Source organism: Methylobacterium cerastii (assembly GCF_022179125.1).
GTDB classification, from domain to species: domain Bacteria; phylum Pseudomonadota; class Alphaproteobacteria; order Rhizobiales; family Beijerinckiaceae; genus Methylobacterium; species Methylobacterium cerastii.
Map to the genome: position 1 here is coordinate 1 of NZ_BPQG01000116.1, position 21,971 is coordinate 21,971.

Genomic DNA, 21,971 nt, shown 5'->3' on the forward strand with positions numbered 1-21,971 from the left:
CCGGTCGTGTTCGACCTGACGCAGGGCTTCCAGCCCGAGTTCGCGAAGCCGTTCGCGCCGGGCTCTGAAGTGGTGCCGCTGATCGAGGTCGTGGTGCCCAGCACGGGGCGGGCCGGGCGCCTGGGCGCTGATCGCATCGAGAAGATCCACCGCGTGATCGGGATTTACACCGATGTCGATATCCCCTCGAAGGATGGCCCTCGCCCGCCCAAGCTGCCGGTGATGCGCGAGTGCCCGGAGGGCATGGGCGAGCAGTACGTGAAGGATGCTGGCGCCTACCCGCTCGTTCGGAAGGGTGAGACCGTCGTCTTCGATCCGTCCCGCCGCGGCCTCACGCATGGCGCCCTGTGCGTGATCGAGTGGCACGGCGGCACCCGTGACGTGGTGCTGATCCACTTCCGCAAGATCGGCGGCCAGGGCGAGCCGCAGTGGTGGGTCGATCCGGTCAACCGCGTCGGCGCGGGAACGATCTACGCGAGCGACGGCCCCTACGACGCCGACCACCTGCGCCAGAAGCTCGTCGGCACTGTCGTCGGCGTGCTGGTGCCGCGCCGCGAGCACGACGAGCCAGAGGCGATCGAAGCGGCCGAGCCCGCATCCGACGAGACTGAGGCGGACGAGGCGGCAGCGCCGGACGATGCGGACCCGGTTCTCGCGGTCATCCAGGCGCATGCCGAGGCCCGCGCTGCCTTCGTGGAGACCTGCGACGCGACCGATAAGGTGTGGCGGCAAGAGCAAAATCTGGACACGTCCGACGACGCGATGGCGCCCGGGCGTGCAGCCTGGGAGGCCGCCAGCCACGTGGAGACGGTGGCCTGGAACGCGGTGTTCGAGACACGTCCGACGACGCTTGCCGGCATCGTTGCGGTGATCCGCCATGCCCAACAGTGGGCACCGGGGAATGACGGCATGATCGGCGCCGTGGATCTCAGAGACATCCTCGGGAGCATTGCCGCCGATGTCGAACGGCTGACGCAGCCCGGCGCAGACAACGAAGTGTGCTCGGCCGAAGCCGCGGCGGCACTCAGTTTCGAGGCATACGACCTCGACACGCCGATCCGCAGCACGCGCGAGTGGATGGAACGCCTCTCGCCTTACACGGTCGGCCTGCACCTCGCTGACCGCTTCCTGCGGATGAGTAAGCCGGAGCTGGTCGCCGCTATCGAGACCCTGGACGGCCGAGGCCCTGAAGCTGTCCTCTCGGTGCTGAACGCAATCCACGACACCCACGAGGAGATGAAGGCGCTGGCCAACATCATGGGAGAGGCACACACCCGCCTCATCGTCGCCGGCTCCTCCGTGATCGTCTCGTCCGACGCGAAGGGAGCCTGACGATGGGTGACCTACTCACCTTCAAGCCTCGCCGGCACGCCGCTCCCCTGCCAGACACTCGCACGCGCATCGAAGGCGCCCTGGCCCTGGCCCTCGATGCCGTCGATCAGCTTGTCGCAGCCCTGGACGATATCGACGCAGATCCAGACCTAGAAGACGGCAGCGATACAGAGCCGAGCCTCGCCGCACCGGAGGGTCACGACTGCCAAGTGGTTTGGCTTCGTGGCACCGACCGCGACCTTGAGATGGGGTAGGCGCGAGCAAGAGTTACCTTCCCAATTCATCCCTGGCCGTTCGCCCAAGTTCGCACACAGCCGCGGTTATGGCGCGGGTGCAGGCGTGGGTAGCATGCTAGCGTTAGGAGCTAAGTCGTTGATAAGACAGAGGGAATTTAGACGAATTGGCGGAGAGGGGGGGATTCGAACCCCCGATGGGCTTGCACCCATGCCGCATTTCGAGTGCGGTACAATCAACCGCTCTGCCACCTCTCCGCGAGGTGCCTCGTCGAGACCGGCGATGCCTAGCATGAAGCACCGCCGGATCACAAGCGCGATCGCGCTTTTTCGATCGCGATCGTCGGTCGGCTCAGGCCTTCCCGGCCAGCGCCGCCGCGACGACCTGGGCGAAGGCGACCGGGTCGCGCGGGGTGTCGCCGTCCTGAATGCGGGCGAGGTCGAGGAGGGTGCCGGCCGCCGGCGCGATCGCGTCCTCCGGGCCCTCGGCCAGCGCGCGGATCAGCGGGTGGCGCGGGTTGATCTCCAGGATCGGCTTGCCGCCGCCGGCCGCGCGGCCGGCGCGGCGCAGCAGGCGCTGCATCTGCAGGTCGGGGCCGTTGCCGCCGGCCGCCAGCACCACGGCGCTGTCGACGAGGCGGTCGGTGGCGCGCACGTCCGAGACGTCGTCGGACAAGGCCGCCTTGATCTTGGCGACGAGGTCGTCGACGCCGGCCGGGGCCTCGCCGGCCTCCGCGTCGCCGGAGAACTTCGACAGGTCGAGGGCGCCCTGGGTCACCGAGCGCAGCGGCTTCTCCTCGAAGCGCGCGAGCTGCTCGGGCCAGAACGCGTCGACGTGGTCGGAGAGCAGCAGCACCTCGAGGCCGCGGGCGCGGAAGCCTTCGAGCTGGGGCGAGCGGGCGAGCGCGTCGGCGTCGTCGGCGACGAGGTAGTAGATCGCCTCCTGGCCGTCCTTCATCCGCGAGACGTAGTCGGCGAGCCCGGTCCAGCCTTCCACCGCGGAGGACTTGAAACGCAGCAGCGGCGCGATCTCGGCGCGGCGCTCGTGGTCCTCGTAGATGCCTTCCTTCACCACTGGCCCGAAGTTCTCCCAGAAGGCCTGGTAGCCCTCGGCGTCCTTGGCCCGGCTCGTCAGCTCGGAGAGCACGCGGCCGGTGACCGCGCGGCGGATCTTGGCCAGCGCCGGCGTCGTCTGCAGCATCTCGCGCGAGACGTTGAGCGGCAGGTCCTCGGTGTCGACCACGCCCTGCACGAAGCGCAGCCAGGACGGCAGCAGCTTGGCGTCGTCAGTGATGAACATGCGCCGGACGTGCAGGCGCACCTTGCTCTCGCGCTCGCCCTCCACCGCCTGGAACGGCTTCATCCCGGGCACGAACAGCAACGCCGAGAACTCGAGCGCGCCTTCCGCGCGCCAATGCAGCGTCGCCCACGGCTTGTCGAAGTTCATGCCGACCGAGCGGTAGAACTCCTCGTACTGCTCAGGCGTGATCTCGGATTTCGCCTTGCGCCAGAGCGCCGTGCCCTGGTTGGCCGATTCCTCCTTGCCGTCCTCGACGATGGCGATCGGCACGGTGATGAAGTCGGCCCATTTGCGGACCAGGTGGTCGAGGCGGTAGCTCTCGAGGTACTCGTCGGCATCCTCCTTCAGGTGCATCACGATCGTGGTGCCGGGCTCCTCGCGGGTCGCCGGCTCGAGGGTGTAGCTGCCCTGCCCCTCCGAGGCCCAGGTCCAGGCCTCGTCGGTGCCCGCGCGCCGCGAGGTGACCGTGACGCGGTCGGCCACCATGAAGGCGGAATAGAAGCCGACGCCGAACTGGCCGATCAGGCTCGGCTTCTCGTCTTCCTTGCCGTCCTGGGGCTTGGCGTCGGCCAGCGTCTGCGAGAACGCCCGCGTGCCGGAGCGCGCGATCGTGCCGAGGTTCGAGGCCAGGTCGTCCTTGCTCATGCCGATGCCGGCATCCGAGACGGTGAGCGTGCGGGCCGCCTTGTCGGGGGTGATCCGCACCTTCGCGTCGGCCGGCAGGGCGCTCGCCGCCGAGGTCAGGGCCTCGAACCGGCGGCGGTCCATCGCGTCGGCGGCGTTGGCCACCAGCTCCCGCAGGAAGATCTCGCGGTCGGAGTAGAGGGCGTGGACCACGAGGTCCAACAGCCGCCCGACTTCGGCACCGAATTCGTGCCGTTCCACCGTCTCGCTCACAGTCGTCGCTCCGCTTTCAAAGGAGCGCTGCCCGACGACGCGGATGTCGGCGCGGCGTCGGGAAGCGCGTCAAGACACGATCCGGCGCCGCCCGGCCGGATCGGACCGGGCGCCACCGCGAATGCGGGGGCGATATGCCGTCGCGGGCCCGCGAATTCAATGCTGGCCGCATGCAGGGCCTGTACAGCCGGCCAGGGTGATCGCTCGAAGCCGCGTTCAGCGGGTTCAGGGCGCGAAGAGCGCCCCGCGCAGCGGGCTTTTCAGGACCTCGGTCCTGAAAGGCGTCGAGCGGAGCGAAAGCCTGAGCCCGCGGAGGCGGGCGCCGGCGACTGAGGCCGAAGTCGAACAGGGCAAGCGCTTTCGAGCGATTGCACGACAGGGCCGGCGCACGATTCTTGCGAATCCCGCGCCGATCCGGCCTATCGATGGCGCACGCGCCGCGGGCCATGCCGTCCGGGGACGTTTCGGGACCGACCACCACCCCATGAGCGGGCGCCAGCACATCATCCCGATCCGGCGGGCCTACAACCGCCTCGTCGCCGACGAGACGCTGGAGGACTACGCCCTGCGCTTCACCGCCAAGAAGGCGCGGCGCTGGTCGGCGTTCCAGGTGGCGCAGACGGCGCTCGGCTCGCTCTCGTTCCTGGCGCTGGAGGCGATCGGCGGCACCCTGGTGCTGGCCACCGGGTTCTCGAACACGCTGGCCGCCGTCCTCGTCGTCGGCGTGCTGATCTTCGCCACCGCTGCGCCGATCACGATCTACGCGGCCCGCTACGGCCTCGACATGGACCTGCTCACCCGCGGGGCCGGCTTCGGCTATCTCGGCTCGACCGTGACCTCGCTGATCTACGCGAGCTTCACGTTCCTGTTCTTCGCCATCGAAGCCGCGATCATGGCGCTGGCGCTGCAGCTCTGCTTCGGCCTGCCGCTGTGGATCGGGTATCTGGCCTGCGCCGCGGTTGTGATCCCGCTCGTGGCCTACGGCATCCGCCTGATCAGCCGGTTCCAGATCGGGACGCAGCCGCTTTGGGTCGGCCTCAACCTGCTGCCGCTCGCCTGCATCGCCTGGAAGGGCGACGCCCCGCTCGATGCGCTCTTCGCCTTTCCGGGCCTGGCCCCCGGATCGGGTGCGGGATTCGACGCGGCCCGCTTCGGGCTCGCCGCCGGCGTGCTTCTGGCGCTCCTGGCGCAGGTCGGCGAGCAGGTCGACTTCCTGCGGTTCGTGCCGGCGCCCGAGGGACCGCGCGACCGGCGCTGGTGGGCGGCGGTGCTGGCGGCCGGCGCCGGCTGGATCGTGCCGGGCATGCTCAAGATCCTCCTCGGCGCGTTCCTCGCGGTGCTGGCGATGGAGCACGGCGTCGCGCCGGAGAACGCCGCCGAGCCGACCCGGATGTACTGGATCGCCTTCGGCTACGTCACGCCCTCGCGGGAGGCGGCGCTTTTCTTGATGACCGCGTTCGTCGTGGTCTCCCAGCTCAAGATCAACCTCACCAACGCCTATGCCGGCTCGATCGCATGGTCGAACTTCTTCTCGCGCCTGACGCACAGCCATCCGGGGCGGGTGGTTTGGCTCGTCTTCAACGTCGCCATCGCGCTGCTGCTGATGGAGCTCGGCATCGACAAGACCATCGCCAGCACGCTGCCGCTCTACGCGGTCGTGGTCTCGGCCTGGGTCGGGGCGCTGGCCTCGGACCTCGCGATCAACAAGCCGCTCGGCCTGTCGCCGCCGGGCATCGAGTTCAAGCGCGCACACCTCTACGCGATCAACCCGGTGGGCACCGGCGCGATGACGCTGGCGCTGCTCGCCGGCACCTTCGCCCATGCAGGGCTGCTCGGGCGCGCGCTGCAGCCCTTCGCGCCGCTCTTGACGCTCGGCGTCGCGTTCGCGGCGGCGCCGTTGATCGCCTGGGCGACAGGCGGGCGCTACTACCTGGCGCGGACGCCGAAGGCGGATTGGGGGCGGCCCGAGATCGTCTGCCGGGTCTGCGAGCTGCCGTTCGAGGGCGAGGACATGGCCCATTGCCCGGCCTATGACGGGCCGATCTGCTCGCTGTGCTGCTCCCTGGACGCCCGCTGCGGCGACCTGTGCAAGCCGCACGGCAAGCTGGAGGCGCAGGCGCAGGCCGTGCTCGGCCGGATCGTGCCGGCGCGCACCGCCGCCTGGATCGGCGCGCCGCTCGGGCGCTACCTCGCCCTGATGCTGACGCTGGTGGCCGTGGTCGGGCTGATCCTCGGCATCGTCCACGCCGGGGCGACGCTGGAGCATCCCGAGCACCGCGTGGCGCTGCGCGCCGCGCTGACCAGCGTGTTCTTCATCCTCGTCGTCATCCTCGGCGTGGTCGCGTGGCTGTTCGTGCTGGCGCACGAGAGCCGCCGCGTCGCGCAGGCCGAAACGCGGCGCCAGACCGCCCTGCTCGAGGCCGAGATCGAGGCGCACAAGGTCACCGACGCCAAGCTCCAGACCGCCAAGGAGACGGCGGAGGCCGCCAACCTCGCCAAGAGCCGCTACGTCGTCGGCATCAGCCACGAGCTGCGCACGCCCTTGAGCGCCGTGCTCGGCTACGCCCAGCTGTTGGAGGGCGACGCGGCGATCCCGCCAGCGCGCCAGAACGGCATCCGGGTGATCCGGCGCAGCGCCCAGCACCTCTCGGGCCTGATCGACGGCCTCCTCGACATCTCGCGGATGGAGGCGGGCCGCCTGCAGATCCATCGCGACGAGATCCGCATCGCCGAGGTGCTCGACCAGATCGTCGACATGGTGCGGCTGCAGGCGCAGAGCGCCGGCCTCGACTTCCGCTTCACCCGGCCCGAGATCCTGCCCGCGGTGGTCGCCACCGACGAGAAGCGCCTGCGGCAGGTGCTGCTGAACCTGCTCTCCAACGCGATCAAGTTCACGCAGGCCGGCCACGTCGCCCTCGACCTGAGCTACCGCAGCCAGGTGGCCGTGTTCACGATCCGCGACACCGGGCCTGGCATCCCCGAGTCCGACCTGGAGCGGATCTTCGAGCCGTTCGAGCGCGGGACGACCCCGGCCGCCGCCGGCACGCCGGGGACCGGGCTCGGGCTCACCATCGCCAACCTGCTGGCGCAGGTGATGGGCGGCGAGATCTCGGTGACGAGCGAACTTGGCCGCGGCACGACCTTCCGCTTCCGCCTGATGCTGTCCGCGATCACCCGCGCCGCGCCGATCCCGGTCCCGCCGGCGATCCCAACCCGCGCCTACGTCGGCGCGCGGCGGACGGTGCTGGTCGCCGACGACGACGCCGGGCACCGTGCGCTGATGCGCGAGATCCTGGAGCCGGAGGGGTTCGTCGTGGTCGAGGCGATCGACGGTCCCGCCTGCCTCGCCGCAGCCGAGGCCGAACGCCCGGACCTGCTGCTCCTCGACATCGCGATGCCGGGACTGTCCGGCTGGGCGGTCGCCAAGCGCCTGCGGGAGGCGGGGTTCGCCGGGCGGATCGCGATGATGTCGGCCAACGTCCACGAGATCAGCCCGATCCGCGGCGACGACGCCCCGCACGACGCGATCATCGCAAAGCCCTTCGACCTGCGCGACTTCCTCGAACGGGTCACGCAGCTCCTCGGCCTCGAATGGGCGGGCGCCCCGGAGGCGGAGCCCGAACCGAGGGCGACGCCCTCCGCGGAAGCCTCGGGGCCGTCGCCGCAGCAGGTCGGCGACCTGCTGCGGCTCGGGCGGATCGGGCACATCCGCGGCATCGAGGCCAAGCTCGCCGAGATGGCGCAGGATGCGAGCGTGCCGGATGCGTTCGTCGCGCGGATGCGCGGCCTCGTGGCCGATTTCGACATGCGGCGCTACCTGAGCGTGCTTCAGGCGATGGCGGACGGCATGGCGGATCGCGCGGTCGCGTCGGAGGGAGCCGCCGTCGATGGCTGAGGCGCAGCGCGACATCGTCCTGGTCGTCGACGATTCCCCCGACACCTTGAACTTCCTCACCGAGGCGATTGAGCGCTCCGGGGCGACCGTCCTCGTCGCGGTGGCGGGCGACCTCGCCCTGGCGCTCGTCGAGGAGATCACCCCCGACGTGATCCTGCTCGACGCGATGATGCCCGGCATGGACGGGTTCGAGACCTGCCGCCGCCTCAAGGCGAAGCCGCACGTCGCGCACGTGCCGGTGATCTTCATGACCGGGCTGACCGAGACAGAGCACATCGTGAAGGGGCTCGGCGCCGGCGGCGTCGACTACGTCACCAAGCCGATCGCGCCCGACGAGATCCTGGCGCGCATCCGCGTGCATCTGGCGAGCGCGCGGGCGGCGCAGAGCGCGCGCGCGGCCCTCGACACCGCGGGCCGCACGCTGTTCGCCGTGGACGCGGCCGGCGCCGTGGCGTGGTGCACGCCGCAGGCCGCGCGCCTGCTCGGCGACCTCGCGGCCGACCCCGGCACGGCGCTCGCCCTGCCCGCGACGAGCCGCGCGTGGCTGCGCGACGCCCTGGAAGGCGGCGCGGCGGCCCCATTGAGCCTGCGCGACCGCGAGGGCCGCGCCCACGTGCTCAGCTTCATCGGCCGGACCGGCGAGGAAATCCTGCTCCGGCTCTCGCGCGACGACACCGCCGCCGGCCTCGAACGCCTGCGCGACCGGCTCCGCGTCACCGGCCGCGAGGCGGAGGTGCTGCTCTGGCTCTCGCGCGGCAAGTCGAGCCGCGACATCGGCGAGATCTTAGGCTTGAGCCCGCGTACGGTGACGAAGCATCTGGAAGGCATCTACGCCAAGCTCGGCGTCGAGAACCGCACCGCCGCCTCGGTGATCGCCGCGCGCCACCTGCAGGATCTGGGGTAAGCGACGCGGTGGATGCATATGCCTGTGTCGGGCGGCATCAGCGCGTCCGCGCGGCCGCCCGTCCTCGAACACAGAGGAACAGCGCCACCTCGGTCAACGCCTGCGCCTGCGCCGCGGGATCGAGACGGCCGCGCCGCGGGCGCACCGCGTCGCGGGGCCGCTTCGCCGAGGACACCGGGGGGATGTGGACGAACAGCACCGGGCACGGCTCGGCCAGGGCGCGGAAGTAGCTGGCGTTGCACAGGTAACGCCCGGCGTCGCGCGAGCCGACCACCGCCAGCCCGTGACGGCGCAGGATCGCCAGGGCTTGGGGCGCGACGACGGCATGACGCGCCGCCGGCTCGGCCGGATCGAGGGTGAGGCTGGCGGAGGGGCGCCCCGACGCATCCGGGTAGAACCGGCTCGCCCTGTTGCAGGCCCGCGCCTCCACGCGGATGCGCTTGGCCCGCGAGGCGACGCCGAGCATCAGCACCGCCGCGGGTGCCTCCGCTAGCGCCGGCACGAGCTGCGTGCCGACCGCGTCGTAGGTGGTGTCCAGCACCCGCACCCGCAGGGCGCGGCCGAGGGCGAGCCTGAGGCGGCTCGATCGTTCGAGACGGCGGGCGAGCGCCGCGCTCGGGTTGCGCGGCATGCCGGGAAACGGGCCGAACCCGGTGATCAGGAGAACCGGCGCTTCGCTCGAAGCTGTTGGGCTCAAAGCCCGATCAGCTCGGCGATGATTGCGGCGCCCGCAGCCGGAGAGGCTTCGCCCTTCGCCACGCGGCCTTCCGCCTCGGCGGTCGCCTTGCGCACCTCCGACGTGCCGACGAGGCGCTGGTGCAGGCGTTCGTGAACGAGGGCCCACATCCACTTCACATCCTGCTCCCGGCGCTTCTTCGCGATCTCGCCGGTGGCGGTGAGCTTCTGGCGATGATCGACGACCCGGTCCCACATCGCGTCGAGGCGCAGGTTGTGGAAGCCCGAGATGGTGACCACGGGCGGCGTCCAGGTGGCGGAGGCCGGGGTGAGGATGTGGAGCGCGGCGCGGTACTCGCCGGCTGCGGCGTTCGCCCGCCGCTCGGCCTCGCCGTCGTCGGCCTTGTTGACCGCGATCATGTCGGCGAGCTCGAGGATGCCCTTCTTGATGCCCTGAAGCTCGTCGCCGGCGCCGGGCAGCATCAGAACGAGGAAGAAGTCGGTCAGGTCCGCCACCGCGGTCTCGGACTGGCCGACGCCCACCGTCTCCACCAGGATCACGTCGAAGCCGGCCGCCTCGCAGAGCAGCATGGTCTCGCGGGACTTGGCGGCGACGCCGCCGAGCGTGCCCGACGAGGGCGAGGGCCGGATGAAGGCGTTGGGATCCAGCGCGAGACGCGCCATCCGGGTCTTGTCGCCGAGGATCGAGCCGCCGGTGCGCGTCGAGGACGGGTCGACCGCCAGCACCGCCACCTTGTGGCCGGCGGCCGTGAGGTTGGCGCCCAGCGCGTCGATCGTCGTCGACTTCCCGACGCCGGGTACGCCGGTGATGCCGACGCGGATCGCTTGGCCGGTCTGCGGCAGCACCGCGTCGATCAGGTCCCGCGCGAGCGCCCGGTGGTCGGCCCGCTTCGATTCGGCGAGCGTGATCGCGCGGGCGAGCGCGGCCCGGTCGCCGGCGATCAGCCGGGTTCGGAGCGCATCGATGTCGAGGGAGGCGGGCGTCATCCGCCCTTCATGCCGGGACCGAGGGCGTTCGTCGAGAGGCGCGGGCCCGTGTCGCCGCGCCCCTCCCGCGTCACCGGATCAGCGCCGGCGGTTGCCGGCCAGCACCGAGGTCGCGGCCAGCACCGCCCCCACCGCCACGATCGACGAGGCGAGCGGGTGCAGGGTGCTGCGCGTGTAGAAGCTCCGGCGCATCACGTAGCCCGGATGGTCGCCGGATGTCCGCCCGGTGCTTCCGGCCTCGCGCGAGGCGCCCCCGGCTTGGTGCAAGGCGCCCGCTCGGCCACGCGCCGGCTCGTCGCGCAGCTGCTGGGCGATCATGGTGCGGCCGATCCGGTCGAAGGCGCGCGGTGCCAACCGTTGCGCCGCGCTCATCAGCCGGCCACCGCCGCCGATATAGATGTCGCGCTGCGGATGCACGGCGGCGTGGACGATGGCGTTGGCCACCTCCTCGGTGCGATAGACCGGCGGCGGCAGCTTCACCGCGCGGTCGGCGTAGTTCTTCGCGTTCTGCGGGAACGGCGTGTCGATCGCGGCCGGCTTGATCAGCGTGACCGCGACGCCCGCGCCCTCCTCCTCGAGCTCGATGCGCAGGGCGTCGGTGAAGCCCTTGATGGCGTGCTTGCTGGCGCAATACATGCCCTGCAGCGGAAACGCGACGTCGGACGCGACGCTGCCGAGGTTGATCAGGACGCCGCCCGTGCGCTTCAGGTGCGGCACGGCCGCGAGCGATCCGTTGACCACGCCCCAGAAGTTCGTGGCGAACAGGCGCTTGTTGTCCGCCTCGACGACCTCCTCGAGCTTCCCGAAGATCGACAAGCCAGCATCGTTGACCCAGGTGTCGATCCGGCCGAACCGGGCGATCGCGGCCTCGGCGATGGCGTCGACGTCAGCCCGGTCCCCGACGTCGGCCACGACGTGGATGGCCTGGCCGCCGGCCGCCTCGATCTCGCTCTCGATCCTGGCGAGCGCGTCGCCGCTGCGGGCCGCCAGCACCACCTTGGCGCCGCGCTCGGCCGCCATGCGGGCGGTGGCCAGGCCGATGCCGCTCGAGGCGCCGGTGATGACGACGACTTGGCGGCCGAGGGGGTTTCGCGATCTGAACACGGCAAGTCCTTTCCGATCCTTCGGCGTCTCCCCTGCCCTCCAACCGCCGCACGCCGCCTCCGTTCAGAATGCGTTTCCGCCGGCCCCAGACGTCCGATGCCCGCAATCCACCGGGCGAACGGTCACGCTTGTGCCCTGCCATGGTCATGATCCTGCGGCACAGGCTAGGTCTCGGAGCCGGACACATCGCCGTCTCCCATCGCGCCGGACAGACCCGAGATCATGCTGCGCCAGCCTCCGACCCGCCGCGCCTTCGTCCGCCTCGGTGCCCTCGCTGGAACCGCCGTGCTGGCGCCGTCCCTCGGCGGTTGCGTCACGGACGGCCTCTCGACGGGCACGGTCGTGCTGCCCGAGCGGCAATCGGCCCTCGACGTGATGCCGGTGCTCCTGGTCGCCACCACGCGCAAGCCCGTCGGCAGCCCGCCCAAGCCCCCCTACTTCAACGCCGAGCGCGGCCGCGGCCTCAGCTTCGCCGAGGTGCGGCTGTCCCCGCCCGACCGGTCGCTGCTGGGCAAGGTCTCGTCGGTGATCTCCGGCGACTGGACCATCGGCGCGGTGCCGAAGGTCGAGACCGGCCCCGGCGCCGCCAACGCCTTCGCCGAGGCCGCGCTGGGGCGCGACGTGCTGATCTACGTCCACGGCTACCGCGAGTCGTTCGAATCCGCCGCCGTCAGCGCGGCCCGGCTCTCCGACGGCATCCGCTTCCGCGGCGTGTCCGGCCTGTTCACCTGGCCGTCCGCCGCCGCGACCTTCGATTACGGCTACGACCGCGAGAGCGCGCTGTGGTCGCGCGACGCCTTCGAGGACCTGCTGAAGGCGCTCGCCTCCACGCAGAGCGCCGGCAAGATCAACATCGTCGCCCACTCCATGGGCACGCTGCTGACCCTTGAGACCCTGCGGATGCTGCGCGCCGAGGCCGGCGAGGCGGCGATGAACCGGATCGGCGCGGTGGTGCTGGCCGCCCCCGACATCGACATCGACCTGTTCACCGGCAGCGTCGCCAAGCTCGGGTCGGACGTGCACAAGATCACGGTGATCTCGTCGACCAACGACCGCGCCCTGGAACTCTCCGGCGCCATCGCCGGCGGCGTCGTCCGCGCCGGCGCCGCCGACCGCGAGCGCCTGGAGGCGCTCGGCGTGCGCGTCGCCGACGCCTCGGATTACGGCGGCGGCCTGATCAACCACGACCTGTTCCTGTCGAACCCGGAGGTTCAGGCCGTGGTCAAGCGCGCGATCTCGCGCGGCGGCAGCGGGGCTTAAGCCCGCTCACTCCATCCGCGTCGTCATCGTCTGCGGCGGCAGCGGCTCCTCGGGGGCTTCGGCGGCCTCCGCGTCGAGGTGGTCGATGACCGCGACGGCGTCGGCCCAGACCCGGAAGCCGACCAGCGGGTTCGGGCCGAAGGTGTGGGTCAACGGCACGTCGGCGGCGTCGCGCCCGTAGGCGACCATGACCCGGCCGATGCGCGGCGCGTTGTTGCGCGGGTCGAACACGTGCCAGCGCCCGCCGAGGTAGACCTCCATCCAGGCGCAGAAGTCGCCGGCCGGGTGCGGCTCCGGCTCGCCGATGAAGCTGATGTAGCCGGTGCAGTAGCGGGTCGGCAGGTTCAGCGCCCGGCAGAGCGCCACCGCGAGGTGGGTGAAGTCGCGGCAGACCCCGCGCCCGCCCTGGTAGGCGTCGAGCGCCGTGCGGTCGCGGTGGGCGAACTCGTAGCCGAAGGCGAGGTGGGCGTGGACGAAGTCGCACACCGCCTGCACCCGCTCCCACCCCGGCGGGGTGTCGCCGAACAGCCGCCAGGCCTCGTCGGCGAGCAGGTCGGATTCGCAGTAGCGGCTCGGCAGCAGGAACAGCAGGGTCTCGGCCGGCAGGTCCTCGACGCGGTGCTGCGCGGCGTCCGGCGCCATCGGGTCCGGCAGCCCGTCGTCGGCGACGATCCCGTCGGTGCCGATGGTGAAGGCGCCGGCCGGCGCGATCAGGCGGCCGCAGAGGTTGCCGAAGCTGTCGCGGTACGTCTCGACCGGCACCGCGGGCTGGGTGACGATCGCATCCGAGGCCTCGAGGGCGTCGGCGCAGGAGGGATGCAGGTTGAGCATCACCACCATCGGCACGGGATAGGGGAAGGCGTAGCGCATCTCGCAGCCGAGCCTGATCCGCATCCGGGATTCCTTCTTTCCTGAAACTGGGGCCGGCCAAGGCTTGTGGTGGAAGGCGTATGGTCTGACGCGCGCCGTCGCCGGGCCAGAGCGACCGGACCCAAGCAGGAGGCGGACCGCGAAGGGCTCGGACGGCGCGATAATTCGGGGTTGGCGGGTGTACCGTTCCCCCCTACAGCATCCCCGCGACCGGATTGAGAGCGGTGCGCGGAAGTTCCAGAGCTTTCTTGCGGCGCAGGCGCGAACGGCCCGGATGCGGGCCTTTCGCAACACGGTAATCAGAGGGAAGTCAGCGATGTTCACGCTCGAGATCGAGGGCAAAGCCGTGGCGGTCATCAACGGCGACGAGGAGACCGCGCGCGACCTCTTCACCTGCGACGGCTTCAAGGAAGACATCCAGAAGATGACGAGCGACGGCGCGCCGCTCTGGAACGGCACCTCGGAGCTCAAGATCCGCGCCGCCAACGAGGACGAGATCGAGATCTTCGAGGACGCGCTGGCCGAGGACGACGGCGAAGGCGACTTCGAGGACGACCCGCGCCACGCCGCCGCCGCCAACGACGCGACCACCGAAGAGGGCGAGGAGGACGAGGACGAAGCCGACATCGTCTTCCTCGTGGACATCGACGAGGCCGACGCCCTCGATTCGTGAGGGTTTCGGGCGTCCCGATCGAACGGGACGCCCTTTCCTTCTCTGCTCCGGGATCAGATCCGTTCTTCGCCTCGCGCAATGGATGAGGGGGGCCCCCTCTCCCCGCACGCGGGGAGAGGCCTGCAGGGACCTCGTCGTCCCTGCGGGTAGCGAAGGCGAAGCCGAAGCGACGGTGAGGGGGAGGTGCAGGACGAGGCTCCTCCGTCGGCGCCCCTCACATTCGGCTGCAGCCTCGCTCGGCCAAGTCCTCTCCCCGCACGCGGGGCGAGGGGATGCGCGGCAGCGTCGGGATACGACAGCTTGGCGCCCGGCGGATCGACGTCGCGGCTGACGACGCCTCAACCGGCGAGCCACTCCGTCACGCCCGCCGCGGTGCGAAAATCCTCCAGCGCCCGCACCCGCGCGTCGGGGATCGCCGAGCCGGCCATGGTCGCCAGCGCGTGGCCGGGGCCGAGTTCGAGTACGGTGGTCGTGCCGTATTCCCGGCAGGTGTCGAGGCAGGCCGCCCAGTCGATCGTCTGCGCGATCTGGCGCGCGAGTTTGTCGAGCCCGGCGGCGGCGTCGAACACCGCGGTGCCGTCGAGACCGCCGACGAGGCGCGGGCCGGGGCGCGGCGGCTTTTCCTGAGGTGCCGCGCGCAGGATCTCGCCGAAGCGCAGGGCGGCGGCGGCGAGGAGCGGCGTGTGCGACGGCGTCCGCACCGGCAGCACCACCGCGCGCTGCGCCCCGGCGGCGAGCGCCGCGCGGCAGACGGCCTCCAACGCATCGACCGGCCCGCCGACGACGACGCTGTCGGGCGCGTTGCGGATCGCAAGGTGGCAGCCATGCGCGCTTGCCATGTCCGCGCTCCGCGCCTGCGGCAGGCCGCGGATGCCGGCGAGGCCGTGCCCCACGCCCGAGGCCGCATCCATCGCCTCGGCGCGGGCGGCGGCGAGCGCCAGCACGGTCTCGACCGAGAAGCGCCCCGCGCAGCCCCAGGCGGCGAGGTCGCCGATGCTGTAGCCGGCGACGATGCGGCGCGCCGGGGCGGATGCGGCGACGATGGTCCAGCCGGCGAGCGCCGCGACGCAGCACAGGATCTGCCCGGTGCGGTTCTCGTTGAGGGCCGCGCCGCCCGCCCGCGCGATGTCGCGCGGGTCGGCGCCGAGGAGCGGCTTGGCCGCCGCGAACACGGCCTGCGCCGCCGGCAGCCCGGCGGTGAGGTCGAACATGCCCGGGTGCTGGCCGCCCTGCCCCGAACAGAGGATCGCCAGCGTCACGGAGGCGGCGCCTCGATCGCATCCACGAACAGCGTCATCGCCAGCAGGTCGGCCGCGCCGCCGGGGCTGAGGTTCTGGGCGACGAAAACGTGGTGGAGGGCTTCGGCCGCCTCGCGCCACGCCGTCTGCCCGACGCCGCCGGCCGCGATGAAGCCGGCGGCCGCGTCGCGGGCGAAGGCGTAGCCGGCCTCGCCGCCGCGATGGAGCAGGTTTGTGTCCTCCACCGTCGCGATCAGCGCGAGGCAGGCCTCGACGTGCGCCGCCTCCGGGTCGTCCGGGCGCAGGCGCCGGCCGCGGGCCAGCGCCGGAAGGCCGACCTCGTAGACGCTCGGGAAGCCGGAGGCCGCCTCGCGCGGCGCGCCGCCGACCCCGTGCCGGCGCCGGGCCTCGGCCCCGGGCGCGCGCAGCAGAACCGGGCCGTCGAGGATGTCCGCGCCGTAGCGCTGGCGGACCCGGTCGCCGAGCCCGCCGGCGGGGATGGTCTCCCCGGAGAACGAACCCGCGGCCGCGCAGAGCAGGCCGAGGCCGAAGATCGCGCCGCGATGGGTGTTCACGCCCCCGGTCGCCGCGCGCATCGCCGCCTCCGCCGCGATCCCGATGCGCCGAAGCTCGGGCATCGTCGCACCCTGGGCGCCGGAGGCGGCGAGGTCGGCGAGGTAGGGCTCGATCGCCGCCGTGCTCGCCGCGAAGGTGGCGGCGTCCATGTCGGCATGGCTGCCGCTGTCGATGCGGCTGACGAGGCCGGGCTTCGGGTAGGTGTCGAGCTCGCGCCGCAGGGCCGAGGCCGCGGCCGCCGCGATGCGCCTGGCGCGCTCGGCGTCCCGTAGGGGCAGGCTCGGGGCTCGGGAACGGGCGACTGTCGTCATGGCCTCTCGGATGCGGCGACGGGTTCGGGACGGAAGACCGCCGGTGCCGCTCCATATCGCCGCCGCGCCCGCATCCGGCAACCGGCGCGGCGACACACGCGGATGAACCTTGGCCCCGGCCGATGGTTGCCGGTCCGATCCTGTCCCGCCTTCGAAGGTACCCCGCGATGCCCGACTCGAACAGAACCCCGGATGCCAAGACGTCCGGCGCCCCGAAAAAAGCCCTCGACGCCAAGGGGATCGTCGACGCCCTGGTCAAGGCGCGCGGCGGCGCGCTCGCCGGCGCAGCGCTCGGCGGCCTCGCCCTGATCGGCGGCCTCGCCTACCGGTCGCTACGCGGCGGCAAGGCGGACGCGACCGAGACGGCGGCCTTCCAGGACGTGCCGGAGGACGAGGCGCGCCTGATGCTGCGGGCGATGGTGGCCGCGACGGTCGCCGACGGCGTGGTCGACGCGGCCGAGCGCCGCCGCCTCGACGAGGCGGTGGCGGCCGCCGGCATCGACCGCGACGGGCGCGCCTGGCTCGAGCGCGAGCTCGGCAACCCGGCCGAGATCGACGAGATCGCCGACGCGGTGGACGATGCCGAAGCCGCCGCACGGATCTATGCCGCGGCGGCGCTGGCAATCGACCTCGACACGATGCAGGAGCGCCAGTTCCTCAAGATGCTGGCGGAGGCCCTCGACGTGCCGCCCGAGGCCGCCGCCCGCGTCGAGCGTGAACTCTCGGCCTGATCGTCTCGCCGTTGCACCCTCCGGTTGATGCCGGCGGGTGCGACGGTGCTAGGCTCCGGGTCGCGGCGCAGGAAGACGGCGTCGCGGAAAAGCCCGGGAAGCGCATGTCCGAGGAAACCTCAAAGCCGCTTCGCCGGCAGCTCGCCGCCGTCGCCCTCGCGGGCGGCCTGATGACCGGGGCGGCGGCCGCCGAGCCTTTGGGGCCGTTGACCATCGCCCGGCAGGGCAGCTTCTTCGTCGGCGGCCGCAGCGTCGCCTCGGACACGCTCTCGACGCTGCCGGCCTACGCGCCCTCGGGCACGATCGCCGTCGACCAGGTCTACGTGCGCTACCAGGTCCCGGTGGAGGCCAAGCGTCCCCCCGTCGTCCTGATCCACGGTTGCTGCCTCACCGGCAAGACCTGGGAGACGACGCCGGACGGGCGCATGGGCTGGGACGAGTTCTTCGTCCGCGCCGGCTTTCCCACCTACGTGATCGACCAGGCCGGCCGCGGCCGCTCTGCGGTCGACCCGTCCGCGATCAATGCGGTGAAGACCGGCAAGGCCGCGCCGGAGACGCTGCCGCCGGTGGTCTCGGCCGGCCAGGAACCGGCCTGGGCGATCTTCCGCTTCGGCCCGAAATACCCGGAGGTCTTCCCCGGGATGCAGTTCCCGCTGGAGGCGCAGGGCGAGTTCTGGAAGCAGATGGTCGCCGACTGGGCCGCGACCCTGCCGACCCCGAACCCGACCGTCCCCGCCCTGTCCGAGTTGGCGAAGACGTTGGACGGCGCGATCCTGATCAGCCACTCGCAATCTGGTATCTACCCGTTCCAGACCGCGGCGCTCGACCGCGCCGGCATCCGCGGCCTCGTGGCGATCGAGCCGGCGGCCTGCCCCGATCCGGCCAAGGACGACATGGCGCCCTACAGGGACCTGCCGATCCTCATGCTGTGGGGCGACTACGTCGAGTTGGCGCCGCGCTGGGCGCCGCGGCTGAAGCTCTGCCGCGCCTTCGTCGAGGCCGCCAACAAGGCCGGCGGCAAGGCCGAGCTGGTGCTGCTGGCCGACGTCGGCCTGAAGGGCAACTCGCACATGCTGATGCAGGACCGGAACAGCCTCGACGTCGCCGCCTGGCTGACCGCCTGGCTCGACGCGCACGTGCCGCCGCGGAAACCGTGAAGACGGGGCGGCGCCCTCAGCCGGCCGCCTCGTCCTTCAGCGCCTGCAGCCCCTCCCGGTAGGTGGGGTAGGCGAGTTCGACGCCGAGTTCCTCGCGGATCAGGCGGTTCCGCACGCGCTTGTTCTCGCCGTAGAAGCTACGCGCCATCGGCGAGAGGTCGGCGGTCTCGAAGTCGACCTCAGGCGGTAGGGGAAGGCCGGTGAGCCTGGCTGCGTATTCCGTCACGGTCTGGGGCGCGGCCGGCTCGTCGTCAGTGACGTTGTAGACCGCGCCGTTGCGCGGGCGGTCGAGGGAGGCCAGCAGCGTCGCGGCGATGTCGTCGATGTGGATGCGGTTGAAGACCTGTCCCGCTTTCACGATGCGCTGGGACCGGCCGTCCCGCAGCTTCACGATCGGGTTGCGGCCGGGGCCGTAGATGCCCGACAGCCGGAACACCTGCACGGCCTTGCCGGTCTCGGCCCCGAGCGAGAGCCACGCGTTCTCGACGGCGAGCCGCCCCTGCGAGCGCGCGCTCTTCGGGGTGGCCGGCGTCGCCTCGTCGATCCAGGCGCCGTCGTGGTCGCCGTAGACGCCGATGGTCGAGAGGTAGCCGATCCAGCCGATCCGGCTCCGGGCGATGTCGTCGCGGAAACGGCGCAGCACCGGATCGCCGTCGCGGTCGGGCGGGACGGAGACGAGGAGCGCGTCGGCCGCCGCGAGGTCGGCGGGGATGCGCCGGTCGTCTGCCTCGGGGCCGAAGGCGCGCATCGACAGCCCGGTCTCGGCCTCGAGCGCCCGCGCCTTGTCCGCGTCGGTAACGGTGGCGCAGATCTGCGGGAAGCGGTCGCGGGCGGCCTCCGCGAAGCGCCGGGCGGAAAAGCCGAGGCCGAACACGAAGAGGGTCATCGATCAGGTCTCCTCCGGCGGGTCCAAGAGAGCGCGCCATTCGGCCAGCACGTCCGGGTCGGTCTCGCCGAGCCCATGACGTTCGTAAAGGGGGCGGCAGGCCGCGGGACCGAGCAGCGCGCCGCAGGCCCAGACCGCCATGCCGCGCACGATCGCCGACGCGTCGCCCAAGTTTCGCTCGGCGGAGGCGGCCAGCGCGGGATCGCCCGAGTTGCCCACCGCGATCAGGACGTTGCGCAGGAAGCGGTCGCGGCCGGTGCGCTTCACCGGCGTGCCCGCGAACCGCGTGCGGAAGGCGGCGTCGTCGAGGCCGGCGAGTTCGGCAAGCGGCGGCGCGTCGAAGGCGGGGTCGGCCGCCATGCGCGCGTCGCGCGCCGCGTGGGCGAACTTGTTCCAGGGGCAGATCGCGAGGCAGTCGTCGCAGCCGAACACCCGGTTGCCGATCGCCTTGCGGAACTCCGGCGCGATCGGGCCGGCATGCTCGATCGTCAGGTAGGAGATGCAGCGCCGTGCATCCAAGCGGTAGGGGGCCGGGAAGGCGTTCGTCGGGCAGACGTCGAGGCAGGCGCGGCAGGAGCCGCAACGGTCGGTCTCGGGCGCATCCGGCTCCAGCTCGGCGGAGGTGTAGATCGCGCCGAGCAGCAGCCAGTTGCCGTGGCGGCGCGACAGCAGCACCGTGTGCTTGCCCTGCCAGCCGAGGCCGGCGGCGGCGGCCAGCGGCTTCTCCATCACGGGTGCGGTGTCGCAGAACACCTTCACCCGCACGTCGCCCTTCGCCGAGAGGTAGCCGCCGAGCTCCTTCAGCCGCCCCTTCACCACGTCGTGATAGTCGCGGCGCTGGGCGTAGGCCGCGATCGCCCCGCGATCCTTCCTCGCCAGAAGGTCGAGCGGATCGGTTTCGGGGCCGTAATTCGTGGCCAGCACGATGATGCTGCGCACCCCCGGCCACAAGGTCCTGGGTGAGGCGCGCTGGTCGGCGCGGTCCTGCATCCAGTCCATCGTGCCGTGGGCGCCCTCGCCCAGCCACGCGGCGAGGCGGCCGGGCAACTCCGGCACCGCCTCCGGGCGGGTGACCTGCACGTCGCAGAAGCCGAGGTGGCGGGCGCGGGCCTCGACGAGGCGGCGCAGCTCGGCGCCGGCGAAGGTGCGGCGGTCGCTCAGAAATCCAGATCCGCGTAATGCCCGGCCGGCGGCATGCCCGCGACCCGGTCGGCCAGCAACGCCCGGAAGGAGGGCCGCGACTTGACCCGCGCGTACCAGTCCCGCGCCGTCTCGTCCTCGTCCCACGGCACGTCGCCGAGGTAGTCGACGCAGCTCAGGTGCGCGGCGGCCGCGAGGTCGGCGTAGGTCAGGTGGTCGCCGGCGATCCAGCGGCGGCGGGCCATGAGGTAGCCGATGTATTTCAGGTGGTAGCGCACGTTGGTGCGGGCGGCGCGGATCGCGTTCATGTCCGGCGGGCCGCCGCCGGTGGCGCTCGTCATGAAGCGCTTCGCGATCTTCTCGGTCACGAGGTAGCCGGTCACCTCGGCGTCGAACTTGACCAGGAACCAGTCCATCAGCCGGCGCACCTCGACGCGCTCGGCCGGATGGTCCGGCATCAGCCGGCGGCCGGTGAGCCCGAGGCCGCGGGTCTCGTCGAGGTATTCCGCGATGATGCCGCCGCCGGGCACGACGAGGCCGCCCTGCTCCATCAGCACCGGCGTGGTGCCGGCCGGATTGATCAGCAGGAACGCGTCGCGCCTGTCCCAGGGCCGCTCCTCGACGAGGCTCGGCTCCAGGCCCATCTCGGCCAGGACGAGGCGGATGAAGCGGGAGTTGGCGCAGAAGGGAAAGTGATAGAGCGTCGCCATCGAGGCCGTTGTCGGACGAGGGGGGCTGCCGGCGGGACGCGCCGCACGGGATACCCCGCGGGACCGGGCTTGGATGCATCGTTATTGCCCGATCGTTGCCGCCTCATTAACACGCCGCACCGGTCGCGGTAACCGCCCGTTCACCCTGATCGGCGAACCGTGGGCGCGCCGCCGCACCGGGCGGCGATTCCAACCCACCAGGCCGGTCGCCTTCGCGCGCGGCCGAGGCGAGCGATGATGCGAGATCTGCGATGATGGATGCGATGAGCATCGCGAAGGCGGTCGTGCTCGCGGTCGTGGAGGGCGCGACCGAGTTCATCCCGGTCTCCTCCACCGGCCACCAGTTGCTGGTCGGGCACTTCATCGGGTTCCACTCGCCCAACAACACCTTCGAGGTGCTGATCCAGCTCGGCGCGATCCTGGCGATCCTGGCGGTGTACTTCCGCCGGCTCCTGGGCATCGCCTTCGCCCTGCCGAACGACCCGAAGGCGCGCCGGTTCGTCCTCGGCATCCTCGTCGCCTTCCTGCCGGCGGCGATCGTCGGCGGCCTGTTCTCGAAGGTGATCAAGGCCTACCTGTTCAATCCGTGGATCGTCTGCGCGACGCTGGTCGCGGGCGGGCTCGTGCTGCTCGTCCTCGACGACACCGAGCTCGAGGTGAAGAAGACCGACGTCTACGACTTCACCCTGCCAATGGACCTGAAGATCGGCATCTTCCAGTGCCTGGCGATGATCCCGGGCGTGTCGCGCTCGGGCGCCACCATCGTCGGCGCGATGCTGATGGGCGCCGACAAGCGTTCGGCCACCGAGTTCTCGTTCTACCTCGCGATGCCGACCATGGCCGGCGCCTTCGCCAAGGACCTGCTCGACAACTACAGGAACCTCGGCAGCGACGACGTCGGCCTGATCGCCATCGGCTTCGTGGTGGCCTTCGTCTCGGCGCTGGTCGTCGTGCGGACGGTGCTCGACTACGTCTCCCGCCACGGGTTCTGGCTGTTCGCCTGGTGGCGCATCATCGTCGGCTCGGCGGGGTTCGCCGGCCTGATCATCTTTGGATAGAAAATACGCGCAT

The 21,971-nt window shown here is 71.6% G+C and carries 19 protein-coding genes and 1 tRNA gene; 9 read left to right on the top strand and 11 right to left on the bottom strand.

Annotation, left to right across the window (positions count from 1 at the left end):
* Both MFF13_RS25285 and MFF13_RS25290 read left to right on the top strand, forming a co-directional pair.
* The coding region (locus tag MFF13_RS25285) for a hypothetical protein (protein ID WP_238273280.1) at positions 1 to 1,332 on the top strand (1,332 nt) is incomplete at its 5' end.
* A gap of 2 nt (positions 1,333 to 1,334) precedes the next feature.
* Positions 1,335 to 1,586, top strand: a complete 252-nt coding sequence (locus MFF13_RS25290) for a hypothetical protein (protein ID WP_238273281.1) — start codon at positions 1,335 to 1,337, stop codon at positions 1,584 to 1,586.
* Between the two features lie 147 nt (positions 1,587 to 1,733).
* On the opposite strand, the gene MFF13_RS25295 is transcribed toward MFF13_RS25290, so the two are convergent.
* Both MFF13_RS25295 and htpG read right to left on the bottom strand, forming a co-directional pair.
* Positions 1,734 to 1,823, bottom strand: a tRNA-Ser gene (locus MFF13_RS25295).
* Between the two features lie 94 nt (positions 1,824 to 1,917).
* A complete protein-coding gene (gene htpG / locus MFF13_RS25300) occupies positions 1,918 to 3,762 on the bottom strand; it encodes a molecular chaperone HtpG (protein WP_238273282.1) in 1,845 nt (614 codons plus the stop codon).
* Between the two features lie 484 nt (positions 3,763 to 4,246).
* Here htpG and MFF13_RS25305 point away from each other — a divergent pair, with 484 nt between their 5' ends.
* Positions 4,247 to 7,657: a hybrid sensor histidine kinase/response regulator gene (locus MFF13_RS25305; RefSeq protein ID WP_238273283.1), complete on the top strand. Its 3,411-nt coding sequence runs from the start codon at positions 4,247 to 4,249 to the stop codon at positions 7,655 to 7,657.
* A complete protein-coding gene (locus tag MFF13_RS25310) occupies positions 7,650 to 8,561 on the top strand; it encodes a response regulator transcription factor (RefSeq protein WP_238273284.1) in 912 nt (303 codons plus the stop codon). Before MFF13_RS25305 ends, MFF13_RS25310 begins: the two co-directional genes overlap by 8 nt.
* A 37-nt stretch (positions 8,562 to 8,598) precedes the next feature.
* Here MFF13_RS25310 and MFF13_RS25315 read toward each other — a convergent pair whose 3' ends face one another.
* From MFF13_RS25315 to MFF13_RS25325, 3 genes are all read right to left on the bottom strand, one after another.
* Entirely contained in the window at positions 8,599 to 9,258 is a 660-nt protein-coding gene (locus tag MFF13_RS25315) for a pyroglutamyl-peptidase I family protein (RefSeq protein WP_281407953.1), read from the bottom strand.
* Complete coding sequence (meaB, locus tag MFF13_RS25320) at positions 9,255 to 10,244, bottom strand: methylmalonyl Co-A mutase-associated GTPase MeaB (RefSeq protein WP_238273285.1); 990 nt, start codon at positions 10,242 to 10,244, stop codon at positions 9,255 to 9,257. The genes MFF13_RS25315 and meaB overlap by 4 nt, the downstream gene beginning before the upstream one ends.
* A gap of 78 nt (positions 10,245 to 10,322) precedes the next feature.
* The gene (locus MFF13_RS25325; RefSeq protein ID WP_147828871.1) at positions 10,323 to 11,348 is read right to left on the bottom strand and encodes an SDR family oxidoreductase; all 1,026 of its coding nucleotides are present in this window, start codon (positions 11,346 to 11,348) and stop codon (positions 10,323 to 10,325) included.
* 222 nt (positions 11,349 to 11,570) lie between these two features.
* Here MFF13_RS25325 and MFF13_RS25330 point away from each other — a divergent pair, with 222 nt between their 5' ends.
* A complete protein-coding gene (locus MFF13_RS25330) occupies positions 11,571 to 12,608 on the top strand; it encodes an alpha/beta hydrolase (protein ID WP_147828873.1) in 1,038 nt (345 codons plus the stop codon).
* Positions 12,609 to 12,614: 6 nt separating this feature from the next.
* Here MFF13_RS25330 and MFF13_RS25335 read toward each other — a convergent pair whose 3' ends face one another.
* Positions 12,615 to 13,502, bottom strand: coding sequence for a transglutaminase-like domain-containing protein (locus tag MFF13_RS25335; protein WP_147828875.1), 888 nt, complete (start codon positions 13,500 to 13,502; stop codon positions 12,615 to 12,617).
* Between the two features lie 292 nt (positions 13,503 to 13,794).
* Here MFF13_RS25335 and MFF13_RS25340 point away from each other — a divergent pair, with 292 nt between their 5' ends.
* The gene (locus MFF13_RS25340) at positions 13,795 to 14,151 is read left to right on the top strand and encodes a hypothetical protein (RefSeq protein ID WP_147763295.1); all 357 of its coding nucleotides are present in this window, start codon (positions 13,795 to 13,797) and stop codon (positions 14,149 to 14,151) included.
* A 338-nt stretch (positions 14,152 to 14,489) separates the two neighbouring features.
* On the opposite strand, the gene MFF13_RS25345 is transcribed toward MFF13_RS25340, so the two are convergent.
* Positions 14,490 to 15,410 (bottom strand): acyltransferase domain-containing protein, encoded by a 921-nt coding sequence (locus MFF13_RS25345; protein ID WP_147828877.1) that lies wholly within the window; start codon positions 15,408 to 15,410, stop codon positions 14,490 to 14,492.
* Positions 15,407 to 16,276, bottom strand: a complete 870-nt coding sequence (mdcB, locus tag MFF13_RS25350) for a triphosphoribosyl-dephospho-CoA synthase MdcB (RefSeq protein WP_147828879.1) — start codon at positions 16,274 to 16,276, stop codon at positions 15,407 to 15,409. Before mdcB ends, MFF13_RS25345 begins: the two co-directional genes overlap by 4 nt.
* Positions 16,277 to 16,443: 167 nt before the next feature.
* On the opposite strand from mdcB, the gene MFF13_RS25355 reads away from it, so the two are divergent.
* Complete coding sequence (locus MFF13_RS25355) at positions 16,444 to 17,007, top strand: DUF533 domain-containing protein (protein WP_147828881.1); 564 nt, start codon at positions 16,444 to 16,446, stop codon at positions 17,005 to 17,007.
* Between the two features lie 104 nt (positions 17,008 to 17,111).
* Positions 17,112 to 18,164 carry an alpha/beta hydrolase family protein gene (locus MFF13_RS25360; protein ID WP_238273286.1) on the top strand — a complete coding sequence of 351 codons (1,053 nt, stop codon included), beginning with the start codon at positions 17,112 to 17,114 and terminating at the stop codon, positions 18,162 to 18,164.
* 16 nt (positions 18,165 to 18,180) lie between these two features.
* Here the strand turns inward: MFF13_RS25360 and MFF13_RS25365 are convergent, their stop codons facing one another.
* Genes MFF13_RS25365 through MFF13_RS25375 form a run of 3 tightly spaced genes read right to left on the bottom strand, consistent with a single transcriptional unit; the run spans position 18,181 to position 20,900 of the window.
* Entirely contained in the window at positions 18,181 to 19,050 is an 870-nt protein-coding gene (locus MFF13_RS25365; protein ID WP_147828885.1) for an SDR family oxidoreductase, read from the bottom strand.
* A 3-nt stretch (positions 19,051 to 19,053) separates the two neighbouring features.
* On the bottom strand, positions 19,054 to 20,178 hold the full coding sequence (gene queG, locus MFF13_RS25370) for a tRNA epoxyqueuosine(34) reductase QueG (protein ID WP_147828949.1): 1,125 nt from the start codon (positions 20,176 to 20,178) through the stop codon (positions 19,054 to 19,056).
* Positions 20,179 to 20,207: 29 nt separating this feature from the next.
* Positions 20,208 to 20,900 carry a glutathione S-transferase family protein gene (locus MFF13_RS25375; RefSeq protein ID WP_147750396.1) on the bottom strand — a complete coding sequence of 231 codons (693 nt, stop codon included), beginning with the start codon at positions 20,898 to 20,900 and terminating at the stop codon, positions 20,208 to 20,210.
* Between the two features lie 254 nt (positions 20,901 to 21,154).
* On the opposite strand from MFF13_RS25375, the gene MFF13_RS25380 reads away from it, so the two are divergent.
* On the top strand, positions 21,155 to 21,958 hold the full coding sequence (locus MFF13_RS25380) for an undecaprenyl-diphosphate phosphatase (RefSeq protein ID WP_147828951.1): 804 nt from the start codon (positions 21,155 to 21,157) through the stop codon (positions 21,956 to 21,958).
* The last annotated feature ends 13 nt before the right edge of the window (positions 21,959 to 21,971 follow it).